The following is an 18,845-nucleotide window of genomic DNA, read 5'->3' as shown; positions in this document are numbered from 1 at the left end:
CCTCAACTGCACGTTATAATTTTGGAGCCAATGAAGAGAACTGAGCCCCAATTGATATAAAAACAGATCGTTACCTGATGAAAAAATATTCAAACATCCACTTCTCCTCATAAAAAACCGTATGGATAACATAACTGAAAAAATTGAATTGTGGATGGACGATCTCACCCACAATGCTTTAGAGCCAGATTCAGAGTTGAAAGCATTTTCCAAACCATTGGTTGGGTTCGCAACCGGAGACGACGAACTGTTTTACTTCATAAAAAATGATATTGGCCCAAACTTTTATTGGCATCCTAAAGATGCTTTTGAAACAGCATTTCCTGATGAAAAAGTAACACCTGGTGAACTGACTGTCATTGCATGGGTATTACCCCAAACTGAACAGACAAGGCTGGCACACAGAAAAGCTGTCGATAAACCAAGTATCGAATGGAGTAAGGCTAGGCACTACGGTGAGATAGTAAATGAAAATTTACGCCGTTATGTAGTGGACCTGTATTTACAAGCTGGCTATCAAGCTTGTGCACCTGTTTTGTTACCACAATGGACAAGAGCTGAGTCGAGTAAATATGGCTTTGCTTCATCTTGGTCTGAACGCCATGCAGCCCATGTTTGCGGGCTTGGTACTTTTGGGGTCTCCGATGGCCTGATAACCCCTGTCGGGAAAGCCATTCGGGTCGGTTCTGTTATTGTAAGGAAAAGGTATACACCTACTCAAAGAACATACCAACACCACAACGAATGGTGTCTATATCATTCAACTGGAAAATGTTTAGTATGTAAGCGTAGATGCCCAACGCAAGCCATATCTACATCAGGGCATGATAAAATTCGATGTAAAGAATTTATCCGAAACGTGACTGCTGTTTATGTTGAAGAAGAGCAGTTAGGGTTCAGAGTAAATAGCTGTGGATTCTGTCAGACAAAAACTCCCTGTGAAAACCAGAACCCTACTGACAAAGTAAAACGAAAACGTTCTGCATGACGGTTTCCTGAGAAGGGGGTCGGACCAAAGTAATCAACTGTTTTGGCGCTATAAAATTCACTAAAACCCCCATTTTCCATCCTTAAAGTTCTCTTTTTCACCCCAAAAAGAACCTTCTAAAAAATTATTCTTTTACTGCACAGCAACTAACACAAATTCCTTTTATGCCAAGAGCGCACAGACACTACATCCCCGGACTCGTCTGGCACATCACCCACAGGTGCCATAAGCAAGAATTTCTGCTCCGCTTTGAAAAAGACAGGAAACGTTGGCGTCACTGGCTTTTTGAAGGAAAAAACGATACAGCTTGTGCGTACTCAACTATATCGTAACCTCTAATCATGTTCACCTTCTGGTTGTCGATACTAAAAAAAATGTTATTGCCAAGAGTCTACAGTTGATTGCAGGTAGAACCGCGCAGGAGTTTAACCAGCGCAAGAAAAGGAAAGGAGCTTTCAGGGAAGACAGGTACCATGCCACTGCAGTGGAGACAGATGCGCACCTGACAAAGTGTATGGTCTACATCGATCTCAACATGATACGAGCAGGAGTAGTTAGCCATCCCTCTGAGTACAGGTTAGGCGGGTTCCATGAAATCCAAAACCCGCCAAAACGATACGCGGTGATTAACAGGAAGGCTCTGCTCGATCTTTTTTCCATAGGCAATCATGCGCGTTTCCAGCAAGAACATAGCTACTGGGTGGAGGCAGAATTACAAACTGATATCTGATTACGTACAAAACTCAGCCAATTATCTACTGAAACAGACAGGGGACTGATTTTATTTCTCTTTTAAACCCGGGAGACTGAGCGAAGACTCCGATCTGTCTCCCGAGTCCCCAAAAAAAAATGGCTGAGTTTCATGGGTAATCAGAAACTGATATTAAAAAAAGAAAGAGCCTTTGGAGTGAATATCTTGCAGTCGGAAGCGAGGACTTTGTAAGGAAGATACACCAGCAACTTGGCTTACGAGCGAAGGGGCGCTCGATTGTCTCAGAGAAAGAAGGAATTGTTTTGAAGGAGGCTTCAGCCCCCTACAATAGCCTTTTTGTGGACAAAAAGAGTACGGTAAGGCCAGAAAACAGCTATTTCACTGATTTAAACATCAGTAATTCAGCATGATAGCCTGGTCCGACCCTGTAAGGGAAACAGTACCTTAGAAAACTCTTGATATTGTTACGGGTAATCGTGTTGTCAGGTGAAAACACCCTTCTCCCGTCGGTCACCACATATCCCCATAACGCTGTAAGTCATTTAAAGAAATTAGAACGTGAATTTCCGGCTAATTGATTGCCGGGAACAATCACTAATGCTACAGTAATGGTTTGAAATGCAGGATAAAATTTTCAATAGCGGTTCCTGATTTGTGAGCTAGTCCGCAGCGTTGCTCGCCACGGTTCGATCCATGACAAATAAAGTGTCGAATCGCATTTTGCACGTTCGGTGATTATTGAGTAAACGTCAATTTTGAATGAAGTACTATGTCTCTACTCTGCAAAAATATTGCTTTCACCTACTCTGGAGCAGAAAATCCTATTTTTGCTGATGTGTCTTTTCACTTGTCTGCACCCGGATTTCATTCGTTCTCAGGCCCTTCAGGTGTCGGAAAAACCTCTCTTGCAAAAATCATCGCCGGCGACATCACCAGTTATTCCGGCGAGGTTTCAACCAACGGCTTACAAACAATCCTCTATTCACATAATAAGGAGCGACTCCCCGGCTGGTCCAATGTGGATAGGCACTTAAATCAGGTCATCTTGCCGTCGATGCGTTCGCAAAAGGATGAATTGATAAAAATTTTCGGCTTGTCCGACTGCATCAAATCCCGATTTGACCAACTTTCAATGGGACAACAAAACCGGGTCAACCTGATCCGTTACCTGCTTCAGGACTGTGAAGTACTGATCATGGACGAAAGCATGTCGAACGTCGACGAGTCCACCCGAGAAAACATTATTTTGGCCATCAAGGCAATGTTTCCTCATCGCTATTTTATCTATATTTCTCATAACGTTATGGAAGTTGCTAAATTCTGTGATTCCATCCTGGTCTTCCGTACCAACGGCAAGGCATCACCAGTCGTTATGATTAAAGGATGTAACATTGGAAAAGGGGAAATTCTTTCGCCCGCAGCCTTGGATGCAACCCTGCTGGAGATCATGAATGCTTCTTAGACGCGTCTTCCAGTTCTTTGTCATCTATTTCCTGTTCATCCTCGGTTTGATGGCACTGAAATACAGTTTGAATCTCTCCGATTACGTCATCCCTGCACCATCGGGTATTTTCCAGACACTGGTCGTGGAGTATCGCCAGTACAGCATCGCCACCATAAATACGATGACAGTGGCCATCATCGGCCAGATTCTTTCGGTCATCATGGCTTTTGTTATCGGAATAACAGGGCGTCAGTCTACTTGGCTTGGCTCATTTATAAAAGTCGCAGCCTATAATATTCAGGCATACCCTATTGTAGCGCTGGCGCCGATACTCTTTATCCTGCTTGGAGACGGTTTTCTTACACGGTTGCTGATAGCTGCCATGATCTGTTATTTTCCGGTATTGCTCTCCGTTTTAGGAATCATGTCAAAACCGATTGATGATATAGAACATTTTTACAGGGTCACCAACCGCATGCGATGGCAACTGGAAGTCAAGATCCGGACCTTTGAAAATTTAACTCAACTGACGACCGTCGTTGCCGGCAGCGCCACACTGGCTGTGGCCGGAACCATCGTCGCAGAATTCATCGCAGCCAATGCCGGAATCGGCTACAATATCCGCATTGCCCTCTATCAAAGCGATCTTAGCAAAATTTTGATCGCACTTTTTCTGATCGGCATCACGGTTGCCGTCTATCAGGCCCTGCTTGAGTTACTGGGAACCGCCATAAAGCGTGCCTGGACAGGAAGGTAACCCTTTGCTTACAGATATGAGGGACGTAATCAGACCTATCAAGCCAACCAAGGAACAAAGATGACACACAAAGCAAAAAGCCTCACCCTTCCTGCCTGTATATTGCTTGCCATGGTGTTGCTCGTCACGACCAGCGTCGAAGGAAAAGAAAAAGTCACCTACCGTCTGAAGTGGCTCCGTAATGTCAGCGTTATCGGTGCTTTATATGCGGAGACGCACCACTTGTTCGAGAAGGCCGGCCTTGATGTGGAAGTGAAGGCCGGTGGCCCGGAGCGGGATGCAATCCGGGAGATAGAAATGGGATACGCTGATTTTGGAGTAGCGTCCGCTGATCAGGTGCTTCGAGCCCGTGCCAAAGGATCACCAGTGGTAGTGATCGCCCAGTTGTTCCAGGTCAACCCTTTGCAATGGATGTATCGCCCTGAAGAGATGCAGATCGATAATCTTGCGGATCTGAAGGGGAAAATCATCGGCATAACATTTGGGGGTAATGATGAAACCATTATGCGAACCTCGCTGGCTAAAGCAGGTCTCAGCAAGTCGGACGTAACGCTGTTTAGCGTCCGCTATGATTATACGCCGTTTTACCGTCGTCAAGTCCAGCTCTGGCCGGTTTATCGGAATGCCCAAGGGCCGATAATCGCGGCACATCTTGATAAAGCACAGGAAAAAACTTCCTTTTTCAATCCAGCGGAGTTCGGAGTAAAATTCGTGTCCAACTCCGTAGTCACCAAATCGCAAACCTTGGAGGAAAACCCTGAGCTGGTGAAGCGTTTTTTAACCGCACTGCTTACAGGGTGGCAACAGGCCCTAAGTCTTGAAAATCAGGAAGAAGCAATTAAAATCCTGCTCCAATATGAAACCAATACGCCGCATTCAATTTTGGAAGAACAGCTAAAAATTACCCGCGAATTAATCCACCCTACAACCAACCTTGCTATCGGTATGATCGATGAACCTGGCTGGGAGCAAACCGAGCGTATCATGCAGGCACAGAAACTCCTTCCCATGGAGGGCGTCGATTTCAAGACTCTGTTACAACCGGTCGACGGTGTCAATGAAATCTACAGGTGAAAAGGTGAAGCAGGTGAAGGGGTCGGACTTCGGCAACTGACTGTTTTGGTCTTATGACACTCATTAGCACACCAGTTTTTTGTCCTTAGCGGCTCCTTTTTCATCTAAAAAAGAACCTTCTCAATAAGATCCAAATGCCTCGTCCCATGTGCGGTGAGTCAAGCAAAGCCAAAGACCTGCACCTTATCGTTTGGCTATACGCCCCGAAACACATCACACTTCCAGCATATCCATTTCAGCAAACCGAAAATAGCTCCACAGCAGGGCTCCCAGCCCTTCGGGTATTACGGCTAACTCTGCTTGTTGAATGGCCACGAGGTCGCCGTTTTCGGGGTCTGCAGTAAAAAAGGTAACATCGCCGTCCTGTGATACTACAATTGCAACAGATTCGGGCTGTGCATGGGCAAATCTGGCTGCAGACTGGTGTCTGGTCCCACCAAGATCCATTATGTTAACCACTCTACCGCTATCACCCTCTACCGGTTTGTAGACGCGGATGTTTGCAGGAGGAGTCTGGTTTGGGGCAAGAATGATTTTGGCGCCAAAGCAATAGACAAATCGATCAAAAGACATGGCCAACGCTCCATCCACAGCCGTCAGCCTGGCGATATGCCGACACTGCTGCTCTATTTGCTCACCCAATCTTCTCAGATTCTCCATCTCGGTAATTGGTTTATTTTTGACCAATGCGCCGAAAAAATCGGTGACGGTCGCCATTAAAGAAGGCTTTTTCGCCAAATCGTAATCATATTCAAGAAAATTTGCGCCGCCGGTATAGGGCACAGGAGTGTCGATGGAGTGTCGCCAATCCTCCGTCTCCGGAACCACCAGAAGGGTCCCTCCCCTGGAGTGCTCACGCATTCGTCTTGCTGTGGCCAAAAGCGACATAAAACGCACCAGACGCAACATTTTATCATTCTGTTGGGTTGCTGGTGATGACAACTTGGCGGTGATTTTTCCCATCAGATGAGAATGATCCACAAAGAATGCTTGATTGCCGTACAGTGCCGCCAGACTTTTTCCACCAAAGGTAATCAGCACCCTTCCCGGCCCTATGGCTTCAACGCACAGGTTGGCAAGGAGTGTATTGGCCGACCGAGTTTTAAATCCCCACACAGAAAGTTTTTCTTGTTCATCCGGCCAGACACCGATATCAGCACGTGGGTTTTCCAGTGCGGCCCCCAATTTGACGAGGTTTTTCACATCAAAATTGATCGGATTTTCAAACTTAAAGGTACCGAATGCATCATCAACAGGACTAAGAACGAGTGAAAGGGTCACAGCATTTCCCTCTTCAGTGGTAAAACTAGTCCAGACGGCCGCATCGATCATCTGCGAAATATGTTCCAACGAAGGGAGCAAGGCTACCTCCTTAAAAAGGCCGCCGAATATTGTCGACGGTGTGGCTGATTCGAGCAGCAACTGTATTCGCTTCCATAATTCTGCAACGAATTCAGCATTTAAGCTGTAAGTGGTATGTATCATATGAAAAAAGTAATTTCCTAACGCTCGATGAAGTTGACGCAGCTGGTGAGAGTCTCATTTTCAGTAACAATACCTGCAAAAATATTACAACCTAAATCCTGCAGAAGATGGCTCCTGGATGCTTGTTGTAGCCATTACACATTCATCAACGCTGAGGTATTGGTATTACCGTAGGCATTTAAAGGGCCAAATACTCTTTTATCGTCTTTTTCAACTTGCCAAGGTACTTGTTCGTTATAGTGAGGATAAGGCGAGCAAGTGTAACCGATCCGCTATAGCCACATTATGTAGTCGAGCGCGGGGTACGTCCCGTTGATATATTTAAGAAGGAACCTGGGTTGCGTCTACATGGTAACTTGCTCGTTCCTTCTACTCTCCAAAGTCCTTACTAACCTTGCAATAATCTTTTTCCCTCCGAAAGGGACCAAGACCGAGCTTGCCTCCCGACAACCCATAAACGCGCTATTTACCCTATTATCGGTACTTGTTCAGCAACAGAAAAATTCAAAAATACTAAGTTGTTACCATTTATCCTTATTCTTCAACAACTCTCCTCGCTAGTTCCATAATGTCTTCACATTTTCTATGTAAATGTTCCACATACATAAAAAAGCACACAATAAGCAAGAATTGCCGGATCATATTCCTTGCTGGTGTAGCTACATGTTTGAAAACAGTTCGCGGAGTCTGACAGGCATATAATTCTCAAGCAAGAGGAAACGGGTAACACTTCATCAGCACCCGACCAGTGCAGGACAGAACAGGCAAACAAAGCATCACTCTTGTTGTCTCGCCTGCTGCATTTGGATCTCTGCTGAGCAGTTACAGATTGTAGAGATAATAAATCAAGGAGTTCTTACCGCCGTGAATAGTTACGACGAGGTTACTTGTTATTTGCTGGATATTAACGGTGATTCCAGCAGAGAAAAAACAATCCAATAAAGGAGAAAAAAATGAAAAAATTATTAGCGGTCGGGCCGGCACTGCTGTTGGCAGGCAGCATTGCTACCGCAGCAGACACGGATAGCGAGTCAGGCATTACAATCACAGGTGATGCTCGTGCTCGTGTAATTTACAAAGACGCATATGATTTCGGCAACAGCGATGATGATGCAAGCATAACGATGGACTCGCGTGTACGTTTTGACGTAACCGGAACAGCAGCAGGCGGCGCGTATGTCGTTGGCCGTATTCGTCTTGCAGAGGAAAAATTCAACGGTGAAACCTCCTCATCTGCTGACGACAACATCTATGTCGATAAAGCATATATCGGCATTCCATTCAACGACGCCTTTACACTTGAGGCAGGTAAGTACCGCGTGAGCTACGGTAATGGTTTTATGTATGATGATATTGGGCTGGCAGGGTTCAGAGGTATTTACAACGCAGAGAATTACCGTCTTATTCCATTTTTCGAGGTGCAATCTGAAGGTCAGGAATCCGACGACGAAACGGATGTGACTGAAGATAATGATAGCTACCGTTTTGGTTTAGCCGGTAATTACGCAATGGACGACTGGAACCTGGGCGCCGTGGCTGCATACCAGACCGATGATCGGACGGCCGTTGATCCTGCAGAAGAAGGATTTTTCGGTACTCTTTTTGGAAAATGGAAACAGGGACAGTTCGGTGTTGAAGGTGAATTCTCTTACGCAGAATCCGGGCTTGATGACTTCACAGGCACAGAGGATGGTTACGGCGGATACATTCGTGGGTTGTGGTATAAGGACGCACTGACCATGTCGCTTGATATAGGGTTCACTAAAGACGGATTTCAAGCTGATGAATACTATGGTTTTATAATGGTCGGTGGCGACCACCCGATAACCGTTGACGAAATCGGCGACACTGGTGACTGGACCTGGGCCGGACTAACCTCCACCTACGCACTTACAGATGCGTTGAGTCTTACGGGCAACATCGTCTATGTTAACATTGACGGCAATGAGGATATTGACGTTACTGACAATCGTCTTGCCAAGTATCTGGAGGTCTCAGGTGCTGTCAAGTATGCCATATCCAAAGGCTGCACCTTTTCCTGGTATGCGGGCTATCTGCAGCCCGATTACGATGGCCGCCTGGATGGTGTCGGTGTTGAAGATGATCCAGCTTTCGGCACCTATGCAAAATTTGATGTAGAATTCTAGTCCGGATTTCTCATCAATATTTTTTTTGCAGGGCAAAACATAACCCGTGCAGCAGGTAAGCGAAGACTCCGGGTAGCGAAGACTCCGGTAGTAAACTACCGCAAGTGGCTTGTAACACAGATCCTGCGGGAAATTTATTACCTCGAAGGAGGAATTTTTTGATTGAAAACGAAAAACAGACTGTTAATTGTGCAAGTATTTTTTGAGCAATAATGTCGATTAATTGAATTTGAAATCAAAAAGTTCATCAGAAATTCAGACCAGTCATTTTCAATGAAAACAAGCGGGTCTTTCCCCACGACCCGCTTCCAAGAGATTCTGAGCACAAGCGACCTTCGAACAATTTCATTTTACGCTGACTGTTTTTTGCCCCTCCAAATTCACCCACACCTCCTTGTTGAAATAAATGAACTGACCATCGGTTACGTCTCTTTTACAGCACACATTATAATAGGCTGGATACACCTCCCCAAACCCTTCAGTCAGGTCCCAAAAGGCACGCAACTCTGCAAAGTGTAGTCTGACAGTCGTCCGGCAACAGATAAATTTTAATTATCTGTGAACCGGAATTTAAGGAACAAATAAAAACGAAGTGAAACTCAGGGGAAAATAAAATTCTTTCTTGTTACTCAATCCCCAGTGTTTACTGTACAAAAGAAAGAATGAGCATGTATGCAGCTACACCAATGACAAAAAGGCGGTTCATTCCATGACAGAGTATAAAAATGTACTAGGCACGCCACTACAAACCTGCAGCCTCGACCCACTTGCCGGGTATACGCGGGAGGGAAGCTGCAAAGTCACAGAAGATGATATGGGCGTACATGGTGTGTGTGCTGTTGTTACCGAAGAATTTCTCGAATTCTCAAAAATGATGGGCAATGATCTCTCGACGCCAATGCCCCTTTACAATTTTCCAGGCTTGCAGCCGGGAGATAGATGGTGTCTCTGCGCGGCTCGCTGGAAGGAAGCGCTGGATAATGATGTGGCCCCGCCAGTGGACCTGATGGCCACCCATGAGGCTGTCTTATCGTATACAACCTTTGCAGAGCTGCTGCTGCATTCAATCGGTAGCGAGCAATAATTGGCGAACAGGCAAACATTACAATTCGATCTGCCTAACAAACGCAAACACACAATACATTGGCAGGCCTGAAGGGCTGCTCACCATCTATTGATGCGCATCGTCTTGATATTTTTCTTGTTTGCAGTCCGGCAATAGCCCAGGAGATGACAATGGCCCCAACTGCAGCCCATACCCAAAAAGAGAGATTTGTGGAAAGAGCCAGGGCTGGTTTACGATCACTCTATGTCGGCGATTCTTTAGCTATGCCGGTTCACTGGTACTACAATCCAATGGACATTCTCGAAGCTTTTCCAGGCGGGATTCAGAAATTTGAGGATGCTCCGGAAAATCATCCGTCTTCGATCATGTCGCTTCATTCCACAGCAAAAGGCGGCCGAGGGAAACAGGCCTGCGCCGGAGGCAGAGAAATTGTGGGAGAGGTAATTCTCAAAGGAAAAAGAGCTGCCTGGGGTCTTCCCAATCAGCACTACCACCAGGGCATGAAGGCGGGAGAAAACACCCTCAACGCTCATTGCGCACGGCTGGTTACACGGGCCATGATAGCAGAAGGTGGCCGTTATAATCAAAAACGTTTTCTCAAGGATTATATCAATTTCATGACCGCCGATATCCCACGGCATCCGGATACATATGCAGAATCATACCACAGGGGATTTTTCGCCAACCTCGAAAGCGGCAGTTCTCCGGAGCAATGCGGAGCAGTGACACATGACACCCCTTCAGTGGGAGGATTGGTGATGTTGGCTCCCATTGCCATTGGATCGTTTGTACATGGGAATTCGCTCCAGTCTGTACAGGGTATCTGCAGGGATCACCTTTTTCTGACCCATCCGGATACCTTTCTTGCCAAGGTTAGCGATGCATTTGTCAAACTTGTAAGCGATTTACTTTTTCGGGAAAATGATGTAGAGGCACGGCAACATATTGCTGCAGCAGCCCAGCACTCTATTGGGATTAACGTGAGTAGCCTTGCGGCAAAGACACGTACAGACAATGAGGTGGTTGGCCGTCGGTATTCCACCGCATGCTATATCACCGACTCCTGGCCAAGTATTCTGTACCTGGCGTATAAATACGTCAATGACCCAAAAGCCGGCCTGCTGGCCAATACCAACCTGGGAGGTGACAATGTGCACCGTGGAGCGATTTTGGGAGTTATCCTCGGTCTTGCCACCAGTCGGACAGTGGATGCGTTTTTCAATTCCTTAACAGATCGACAGGCGATTGATCAAGAGATAGTGGCATTGCTTGGCTCCCTGCAACAAAACGGCAAGTAAACCTGCACACATGGAGCTGATTATCTCACTGCGAAAAATTGACACGCACGACCAAGAAGAAAAACAACGAATTCATCTTGCTGCGATTAAATAATCAGAGCCAAGCGAGCACCAATCCCCCTTTACCCCACATTCCTCATGAGCATTTTGCTTATTTTTCGAAAAAAATAGTGATTTCAGATTGATGCTAATAAATCCAATCCAATGTAAAATTAACAAAATGCTCACCAAAGGGAGTCCATAAAGGACCTATCCCGAATTTCTCATGAACATTGTGCCAACCTGTCAAATTACAAACAATTTTTATATGTTATACAAACTAAGATGCAGTTGAAAGTTTTTCACAATGTTCACCAAAGGTCAGTCCATCCAGCACCATTTTCTTCAGTATTTTGGCAATGAATATAGGCGACTATCGGAGTCTGCGCTTACCTATTCATTACCAAAAACTTTGAACCTGGCACTGCCTGAACTGATGAGAAATCCAGGTTATAACTGGAGGCTGGATCCGACTGAATCTGCAAACAGATTTGACGTTTCGCGGATGGTAGAACAAAGAATTGCGGCAATTTTTCGAATAAGTTTTACTCCGCATCGTGGAGACTGGTCGACAAGGGTGTCAAAGCTTTGCCTTGAAAGTATAAAGAGAGTGGAGGGCTCAGTTGCCATCGCTGTTGCAGATCGTGTTTCATAGTCGATAAGAGCCATTTCCCCCAGTGTTGCACCATTCGTTAATGACGCTATCGCGACTGGGATATCGTTTTCGGAACGTTTTGAAATCTCAATTCGCCCCTCAATAACAATTGCAAAAAAATCGCCTTCATCGCCCTCATCGAAAAGCACTTCATTTTCATCTAAAGAGTGAATCTTTGCATGTTTGACCAAAATGTCGATTTCATCATCCGACAGATCCGTAAAAAGCTCTAGCTGTCGAATATTCTTTCGTAGTACCGAAGATATTGTGTCATGCTGTGCCGTCACCTGAGCACCTCCTCTGAGTTAAGTGTAGGTCAAATTTCCTGGGTTATACTTAAGGGCTATTGCCTGAGCACCTGCCGTTTTTTGTTCGTCTTCTACAAGCATATGGTAGTTTTGTTCCTCTTGTCAAATTTGTATTGCTACCGTGTCTTCCCTTAGCTAAAATTTCTCAAGGGTACCGGCCTCGTTATTTGCAGATTCTTTTGTCCTTTCTCTTTTCCTTTGAATTACGTTAGCATTGGTGCTCCACATTTAAAGCTCACACCTCCCTTGGTTACCAATCCACGTAGCTACTCTTTGGCCCTGCAACAGGTAGCGTCCATAAAGATTGACCTTGCCGGGTACGTTTCTGCTGGTACAATGTGTTATCAAAACCAAAATCACTACAGCACCCGATTTATAGCTACTGCTCGTCTTTTTAAAAAGGTCTACCCAAAGCTTACCTTCCACTGGTTTCCATGCATCTGCCCGACTTACCCATCCACACCGTTATCCCAGAGCTGAAGAAAGCGCTCCGCTATGGTTCAGCTGTCTTAGCGGCACCACCAGGCTCGGGCAAGACCACCATTGTCCCTCTTACCCTGCTTAACGCCCCCTGGTTGAAGGATAAAAAAATACTTATTCTAGAGCCAAGACGGCTGGCAACCCGTGCTGCAGCAGCCAGAATGGCCACCCTCTTGGGAGAACAGGTGAGCCGGACTGTTGGCTACCAGATCCGTTTTGACCGACGAGTATCGCAGGCTACCCGGATTGAAGTTGTCACCGAGGGGATTCTGACCAGACGCATCCAGGAGGATAATGAGCTGCAAGACATAGGGCTTATCATTTTTGACGAATTCCACGAACGCTCCATTCATGCTGACTTGGCCCTGGCTCTTTGCCTCGATTTATGTCAGCTTCGCGAGGATCTGCGGATCCTGGTCATGTCGGCTACCCTGGACACCGCCCCCATTGCCGAGTTGCTGGGTAACGTTCCGGTTATACAAGGAGAAGGCAGAACCCACCCTGTGTGTATTGACTATCTGCCGCAGCAGCCCACCGGCAGGATAGCCGACACAGCAGCTGCAGGTATTCGGCGGGTCTTCAACCGGCATCCAGGCGATATCCTCGCCTTTTTGCCTGGTGCAGGAGAAATTAATGACGTTGCCGGGCAACTCAAGGACACCCCCGGATTTGACAACGAAATTATTGCACCGCTGTATGGCAACCTTTCTCAAAAAGAACAGGACCAGGCTATCATTCCCGATCCCAACGGGCGTCGACGTATCATTCTCTCTACCTCTATTGCTGAAACCAGCCTTACCATTGAAGGTATCAGTTGGGTGATCGACAGCGGTTGGTCACGAAAGCCGCAATTCCATCCAGGCAGCGGACTTTCACGCCTGAAAACTGTTCGCGTTTCCAAAGCCGTAGCGGAACAACGTGCCGGCAGGGCCGGACGACTGGGGCCGGGCAACTGTCTGCGACTCTGGACCCAGCAAGAACACTACAGTCTGGCACCGTTTCACCCGCCTGAGATAGTGGACACGGACCTGGCACAACTGGTGCTTGAGCTGGCCCTCTGGGGAGTCACTGATCCAGCCGAGTTACGCTGGCTGACCCCTCCTCGCCAAGGTGCATACCAGCAGGCAAAAGAACTGCTCTTTTCGCTGGAGGCCTTAACCACATCCGGCAGAATTACCTCGATCGGCAAAAAACTGGCCGGACTTGCTATGCATCCCAGACTCGGCTACATGCTACTGAAAGGACAAGAAAAAGGCCTGGCAGCACTGGCCTGTGACCTGGCTGCGCTTCTTTCAGAGCGTGACATTGTAAGCAACAAGGTTGATACCCCAACCACTGATCTGCAAAGCAGGCTGCAGTTGCTTTCACTGTGGCGTCGGAAAGAAACGGCTGCAGTAAAAAACAAAGGGGGCAATCCGGGAGCATGCAGCCGGGTTGACCGAAATGCGCGTACCTGGATGCAGCGACTGCAAGAGAGTAGGAAACCCTGCGACACCGATTTGGCAGGCATCTTGCTGAGTTTTGCCTATCCTGATCGCGTTGGCCGCCGTCGCCATGATAAGCACGAAAATTACCTCATGGCGTCAGGGCGAGGAGCGATACTCCCTCAGTTTGACCCGCTAACGAGTAGTGAATACATTGTCACCCCGCATCTGGATGCCGGCAGCAAACAGGGAAGAATTTTTCTTGCAGCCTCATTGTCACTTGCTGAACTGCGCAAACAACATAGCAACCTGTTCAGCAAAACAACCGGTGTATATTGGGATGATGACACAGCAAAAGTGATTGCCGTTGATCGTTTATGCCTGGGAGCCATTGTAGTGGAAGAAGAACCGGCAAAAAAAATTTCCCCGGATCAAATCTCCCTCGCTCTTTTAAGCGGCATTAAAAGCATGGGTATAGGCTGCCTTCCCTGGAACAGAGAGTCTCGCCAACTGCAGGCCAGGATAAACTGTCTTCGCTCATGGCAACCTAACGGCCCTTGGCCCGACCTCAGCAACAAACACCTGCTTGATGACCTTTCATGGCTTACGCCCTACCTTACGGGTATCAGCAAAGCAAAACAACTCAAGCAACTGAACCTGCAGGAAATCTTTATGAACATGCTGGGATGGGAAAATCAGCAGCATTTAAAACGTCTTGCCCCAAGCACCCTTACGGTGGCAAGTGGCTCCAGGATACGGCTCACCTATCAACCTGACGAATCACCGCTGCTTGCGGTTCGCATTCAAGAGGTGTTTGGTATGCAGCAAACCCCGGTTATATGTGACGGCACAATCCCTGTCCTTGTTCACCTTCTTTCTCCGGCTCAACGACCGATCCAGGTGACAACAGACCTGGCCGGATTTTGGCAACGAACCTACCCGGAAGTAAAAAAAGAGCTCAAAGGGAGGTATCCTAAGCATTTCTGGCCGGACGATCCCTTGACAGCCATCGCCACCAGAAGAACGAAAAAAAACATAAAACAACCCAAAAACCTATGAGAAAAATTGCTTTCGGCTATTCAACCCGCTGTAACATCCGCTGCTCGCACTGCGTTGCAGCAGGAGAGACTCCAAGCTCGACCAAAATGGAGCTGAACCAGGCTAAAAAAATTATCCGCGAAATGGCGATGGCTCAGGTCAAGGGAATCAGTTTTACCGCAGGAGAGCCTTTTATTTACTTTCAAGAGCTCCTGGAACTGATCGACCTCTGTTCTGAAAACAACATTTACACCCGGGTGGTAACCAACAGTTCCTGGGCCCAAACCCCTGAGCAGGCGGGTGAGAAGATGCACCTGCTTAAACAATGCGGCCTTTGCCAGCTGCGACTGAGCTACAGCAGATGGCACCAGCAACACGTACCCAAACAGCAGATCCTGAACGCGGCAAAAGCTTGCCGGGAAGCAGGGATTGATTCTTTCATCTCTTTTGTTACCGATTTTTCAGAGCTGGACGATCCTTTTGAAAAGTACCTGCGGGACCACAACCTTAAATTTTTTCCAGAACCGGTTATCTACGCGGGACGTGCTGAGGATTTTAGCCGGAAGCCTCTTTTTACGGATTACCAGGCAAATTGCTGTCAAATGAACCCTTACCTTGCCCCTGATCTAACGATGTATGCCTGTTGTGATGCAGGCAGCCATTTCAGCACTACCAATTTTTTCAAACTCGGCAGCCTTAAAGATTGGTCCATGGAGCAGCTGCTCACCAAGAGTGAAACCAATGCTTTGTATAACTGTATCCGCACCATGGGTATTACCACCATCGCCTCATATGCCGGGATGAAATCAAGAGATATTGTGACGTATCGTAAATGCAGCTTATGCAAAAAATTATTCAACGACCGGCAAACCCTGGCCAGCTTGCAAAAGGCTGCCGTAAACGACCTTCTGCAATGGAACAGATAAGGTGGCAGAGCGTGTCCACCACCCTGCGTATTTAACCAGCAGAAAAACGGAATAAAATGAAGAGACCTCAACTACTTCGCATTTTTTAACCTCGTAAGCACCTCACCACTGGGCACACCCATGACCCGGCGCTATAGCCCCAAAACCAAACCTGTAAGCTAAAAACGCGAACCATCACCGCAGACCAAAAGCACGAAAGCAGGACACGCCCACCAAGAAAGTCCAACAAAATGGACAGTCCGCTAAAACGACCACCCCAGTCTCCTGACTTGCATTTTTCTAAAAAGAACTCCCCTTCTCGCAAACTACAGCAGAGCAAACAAAAAGCCCCACCACCAGAACACCCTGTAACCAACACCTACAAACAACAAGACACCGTCAGAAAAAACACCCCCCTGTCTGCTTCAGCCTTCGCTATCAAAAAAATTTATGCTTGACACAAACTGACATTATAGAGTTAATTCCTGGATTCATTCTGACACGTGTCGGAACGCCTCATCTATTTTTTCCACTTTTCCACTTTCTAAAAGGGTCGCTCACCGCGCGACAAACCATGCAGTGCTCTATATCACTTGCAATGGAAACAATATCGAGGCAGCCAGGGAAACAGGGGACGCTTTTCGTTCTTCCACATACAAAAAGTTGCAACATTAACCACCATCACCGGGGAATCAGCATGGCATTCTGGCGAGAGCCTCTCGACGCTCAAGAAATCCAGGTAACAAAAGGGATTGTCTATATCATTGAAGACAGGTGCAAGGGATGTGGGTATTGCATTGAGTTCTGCCCCAAAGAAATTCTGGCTTTTGCCGACAAGTTCAACAATAAAGGGTACCACCCTCCCTTTGCCGTTAGACCCGACGACTGTGTCAACTGCCATTATTGCGAAATAATCTGCCCGGAGTTTGCCATTTACTCTGCAGAAGATCCTCAGTCATCGACTACGACACCCCCTGTAAACCCTTTTTAACATCCAGTAATCCCAGGGACTGATTATGAAACCAGCAGTACTGACAGGTGAACATTATATAACAGGTGACGTTGCCTGCGCCGAAGGCGCTATTGCCGCAGGATGCAAATTTTTCGGAGCCTATCCCATCACTCCTGCAACCGAGGTAGCTGAGCATATGGCAGAACGCCTGCCTGACGTTAATGGCACCTTCATCCAGATGGAGGATGAAATCGCTGCCATTGCCTCCATCCTCGGCGCAGCATGGACAGGCACAAAAAGCATGACCGCCACATCAGGACCTGGATTCAGCCTGATGATGGAAAACCTCGGCCTTGGGGTCTGCACGGAAACGCCATGCGTTATCATCAACGTACAACGTACCGGGCCATCAACCGGGCTCCCTACCCTTACCGGACAGGGAGACATGATGCAGGCCAGGTGGGGATCCCACGGAGACTACGAAATTATCGCTTTAGCCCCCGCATCTCCCCAGGACTGCTTTTATCACACCATTCTTGCCTTTAACCTGAGTGAGAAGTACCGGGTTCCGGTGTTGGTGATGGCCGACGAAATTGTTGGTCACATGAGTGAAAAGGTGATCATTCCAGACGCTTCTAAAATCAAACTGATTGACCGCCCCAAGCCCAGAGGCAGAAAGGACCGATTTAAACTGTACGAACCCGGTCCAAACGGTGTAGCCCCTATGCCGGCCATTGGGGATGGATACAACGTGCATGTAACCGGCCTGACCCACGACGAACGCGGCTACCCTGCCATGAGCGTTGAGGCTCAGGAACAGATGATGACCAACCTCAAAGGGAAAATTCGCAATAACCTCGATGATATTATTGAAACCGAAGAGTACAAGATGGACGATGCCGACATTGTTATTGTCTCTTATGGCATTTCAGTTCGTACAGGTCTGACGGCAGTCGACGAGGCAAGAAAACTTGGATACAAGGCAGGCCTGCTGAGACTGGTGACGGTCTGGCCCTTTCCGGAACAGATGATAAAAGACATTGCCGAGCGCGTGCGGGGCCTTATCACGGTTGAAATCAACCTGGGCCAGGTTCATTACGAGGTTGAAAGGTGCGCAGGCGGCAAAGCTCCAGCCTATCTTGTCGGCAGTGCAGGCGGTAAAATAATCCACCCGGACAAGGTTATCGAACTGATCAAGGAGACATTCTGAGCAATGACAAAAAATCCTAAAAAATACAACAAGCAACCTGTCCACCCCCTTGACGATCTTATTCGTACCGACCGAATCCCGCATATATGGTGCTCGGGGTGCGGCATCGGCACGGTGTTTTCTTCCTGCTTAAAAGCTATCAAAGCTACCGAGATTCCTTACAACCGGTTCACGATGGTCTCCGGAATCGGCTGCTCAGCCAGGGGGGCCGGCTATGTTAACCTTGACTCCTTTCATACCACCCATGGCAGGGCCATTCCCTTTGCCAGCGGGATCAAGATGGCCAACCCGGACCTGAAGGTTATTGTCTTCAGCGGCGACGGCGACCTGTTTGCCATTGGCGGCAACCATTTTATCCATGCAGCCAGGCGCAACATGGATATCACCGTTGTCTGTGTTAACAATCTCACCTATGGGATGACCGGCGGCCAGGTAGCAGCCACCACCCCCAACAACGCAAACACCACAACAACTCCATTCGGCAATCCGGATTCACCTTTCAACCTGCCATTGATGGCCTATGCTTCCGGTGCCTCCTATGTTGCCAGGTGGACTATTCTCCACACCAGGGACCTAACCGACTCTATCAACGAAGCCATCAATAAAAAGGGTTTTTCATTTATCGAGGTACTCTCCCCCTGTCCGATCAATTATGGACGAAGGAACAAGGAAAAGCCGCTCGATACCCTTAAACTCTACCAGGACAACACCATTATCAAAAATGGCGCTGATCCGGTAACGGCTGATATCGATTTTAACCGTGGAGTTATCTTGGGCAAATTTGTTGATACAGAGCGAAACACCTGTGACGACATGTACGCCTCGACCTGTCATCGTCCCTGTTCCGACGACTAAGCCTCCTC

General features: G+C 47.5%; 14 protein-coding genes and 1 pseudogene. 13 read left to right on the top strand and 2 right to left on the bottom strand.

Annotated features, from left to right (window positions below; translation table 11 throughout):
* Positions 1 to 121 precede the first annotated feature (121 nt).
* From JWH17_RS10995 to JWH17_RS10975, 5 genes and pseudogenes are all read left to right on the top strand, one after another.
* The gene (locus JWH17_RS10995; protein WP_205222667.1) at positions 122 to 988 is read left to right on the top strand and encodes an epoxyqueuosine reductase; all 867 of its coding nucleotides are present in this window, start codon (positions 122 to 124) and stop codon (positions 986 to 988) included.
* Positions 989 to 1,152: 164 nt separating this feature from the next.
* Positions 1,153 to 1,712 (top strand): annotated as a pseudogene (locus tag JWH17_RS10990) (transposase); the annotation flags it as partial.
* A 757-nt stretch (positions 1,713 to 2,469) separates the two neighbouring features.
* A complete protein-coding gene (locus JWH17_RS10985) occupies positions 2,470 to 3,162 on the top strand; it encodes an ATP-binding cassette domain-containing protein (RefSeq protein ID WP_205222666.1) in 693 nt (230 codons plus the stop codon).
* Positions 3,152 to 3,901, top strand: coding sequence for an ABC transporter permease (locus JWH17_RS10980; RefSeq protein WP_205222665.1), 750 nt, complete (start codon positions 3,152 to 3,154; stop codon positions 3,899 to 3,901). Before JWH17_RS10985 ends, JWH17_RS10980 begins: the two co-directional genes overlap by 11 nt.
* Before the next feature lie 60 nt (positions 3,902 to 3,961).
* Positions 3,962 to 4,975, top strand: coding sequence for an ABC transporter substrate-binding protein (locus tag JWH17_RS10975; RefSeq protein WP_205222664.1), 1,014 nt, complete (start codon positions 3,962 to 3,964; stop codon positions 4,973 to 4,975).
* Positions 4,976 to 5,188: 213 nt separating this feature from the next.
* Here JWH17_RS10975 and JWH17_RS10970 read toward each other — a convergent pair whose 3' ends face one another.
* Entirely contained in the window at positions 5,189 to 6,460 is a 1,272-nt protein-coding gene (locus tag JWH17_RS10970; protein ID WP_205222663.1) for a putative sensor domain DACNV-containing protein, read from the bottom strand.
* Between the two features lie 953 nt (positions 6,461 to 7,413).
* On the opposite strand from JWH17_RS10970, the gene JWH17_RS10965 reads away from it, so the two are divergent.
* The 3 genes from JWH17_RS10965 to JWH17_RS10955 all read left to right on the top strand — a co-directional run bounded on the left by JWH17_RS10965 (position 7,414) and on the right by JWH17_RS10955 (position 10,971).
* Positions 7,414 to 8,607 carry a porin family protein gene (locus JWH17_RS10965; RefSeq protein ID WP_205222662.1) on the top strand — a complete coding sequence of 398 codons (1,194 nt, stop codon included), beginning with the start codon at positions 7,414 to 7,416 and terminating at the stop codon, positions 8,605 to 8,607.
* A 709-nt stretch (positions 8,608 to 9,316) separates the two neighbouring features.
* Positions 9,317 to 9,691 carry a DUF2237 family protein gene (locus JWH17_RS10960; RefSeq protein WP_205222661.1) on the top strand — a complete coding sequence of 125 codons (375 nt, stop codon included), beginning with the start codon at positions 9,317 to 9,319 and terminating at the stop codon, positions 9,689 to 9,691.
* A gap of 152 nt (positions 9,692 to 9,843) precedes the next feature.
* Complete coding sequence (locus JWH17_RS10955; RefSeq protein ID WP_205222660.1) at positions 9,844 to 10,971, top strand: ADP-ribosylglycohydrolase family protein; 1,128 nt, start codon at positions 9,844 to 9,846, stop codon at positions 10,969 to 10,971.
* A 489-nt stretch (positions 10,972 to 11,460) separates the two neighbouring features.
* Here JWH17_RS10955 and JWH17_RS10950 read toward each other — a convergent pair whose 3' ends face one another.
* Complete coding sequence (locus JWH17_RS10950; RefSeq protein WP_205222659.1) at positions 11,461 to 11,952, bottom strand: cyclic nucleotide-binding domain-containing protein; 492 nt, start codon at positions 11,950 to 11,952, stop codon at positions 11,461 to 11,463.
* A gap of 455 nt (positions 11,953 to 12,407) precedes the next feature.
* Here JWH17_RS10950 and hrpB point away from each other — a divergent pair, with 455 nt between their 5' ends.
* The 5 genes from hrpB (at position 12,408) to JWH17_RS10925 (ending at position 18,837) form a co-directional block, all read left to right on the top strand.
* Positions 12,408 to 14,936 carry an ATP-dependent helicase HrpB gene (hrpB, locus tag JWH17_RS10945; RefSeq protein ID WP_205222658.1) on the top strand — a complete coding sequence of 843 codons (2,529 nt, stop codon included), beginning with the start codon at positions 12,408 to 12,410 and terminating at the stop codon, positions 14,934 to 14,936.
* Positions 14,933 to 15,841 carry a radical SAM protein gene (locus JWH17_RS10940; RefSeq protein ID WP_205222657.1) on the top strand — a complete coding sequence of 303 codons (909 nt, stop codon included), beginning with the start codon at positions 14,933 to 14,935 and terminating at the stop codon, positions 15,839 to 15,841. The genes hrpB and JWH17_RS10940 overlap by 4 nt, the downstream gene beginning before the upstream one ends.
* A 676-nt stretch (positions 15,842 to 16,517) precedes the next feature.
* On the top strand, positions 16,518 to 16,811 hold the full coding sequence (locus tag JWH17_RS10935; protein WP_205222656.1) for a 4Fe-4S dicluster domain-containing protein: 294 nt from the start codon (positions 16,518 to 16,520) through the stop codon (positions 16,809 to 16,811).
* Between the two features lie 25 nt (positions 16,812 to 16,836).
* The gene (locus tag JWH17_RS10930) at positions 16,837 to 17,982 is read left to right on the top strand and encodes a 2-oxoacid:acceptor oxidoreductase subunit alpha (protein WP_205222655.1); all 1,146 of its coding nucleotides are present in this window, start codon (positions 16,837 to 16,839) and stop codon (positions 17,980 to 17,982) included.
* Between the two features lie 3 nt (positions 17,983 to 17,985).
* Positions 17,986 to 18,837 (top strand): thiamine pyrophosphate-dependent enzyme, encoded by an 852-nt coding sequence (locus JWH17_RS10925; protein ID WP_205222654.1) that lies wholly within the window; start codon positions 17,986 to 17,988, stop codon positions 18,835 to 18,837.
* Positions 18,838 to 18,845 lie beyond the last annotated feature (8 nt).

Origin of the sequence: Desulfogranum marinum, from assembly GCF_016918565.1 — a bacterium.
GTDB classification, from domain to species: Bacteria; Desulfobacterota; Desulfobulbia; order Desulfobulbales; family Desulfobulbaceae; genus Desulfogranum; species Desulfogranum marinum.
Note: the sequence above shows the minus strand (reverse complement) of the source record. Positions and strands in the feature narration are given on the sequence as shown.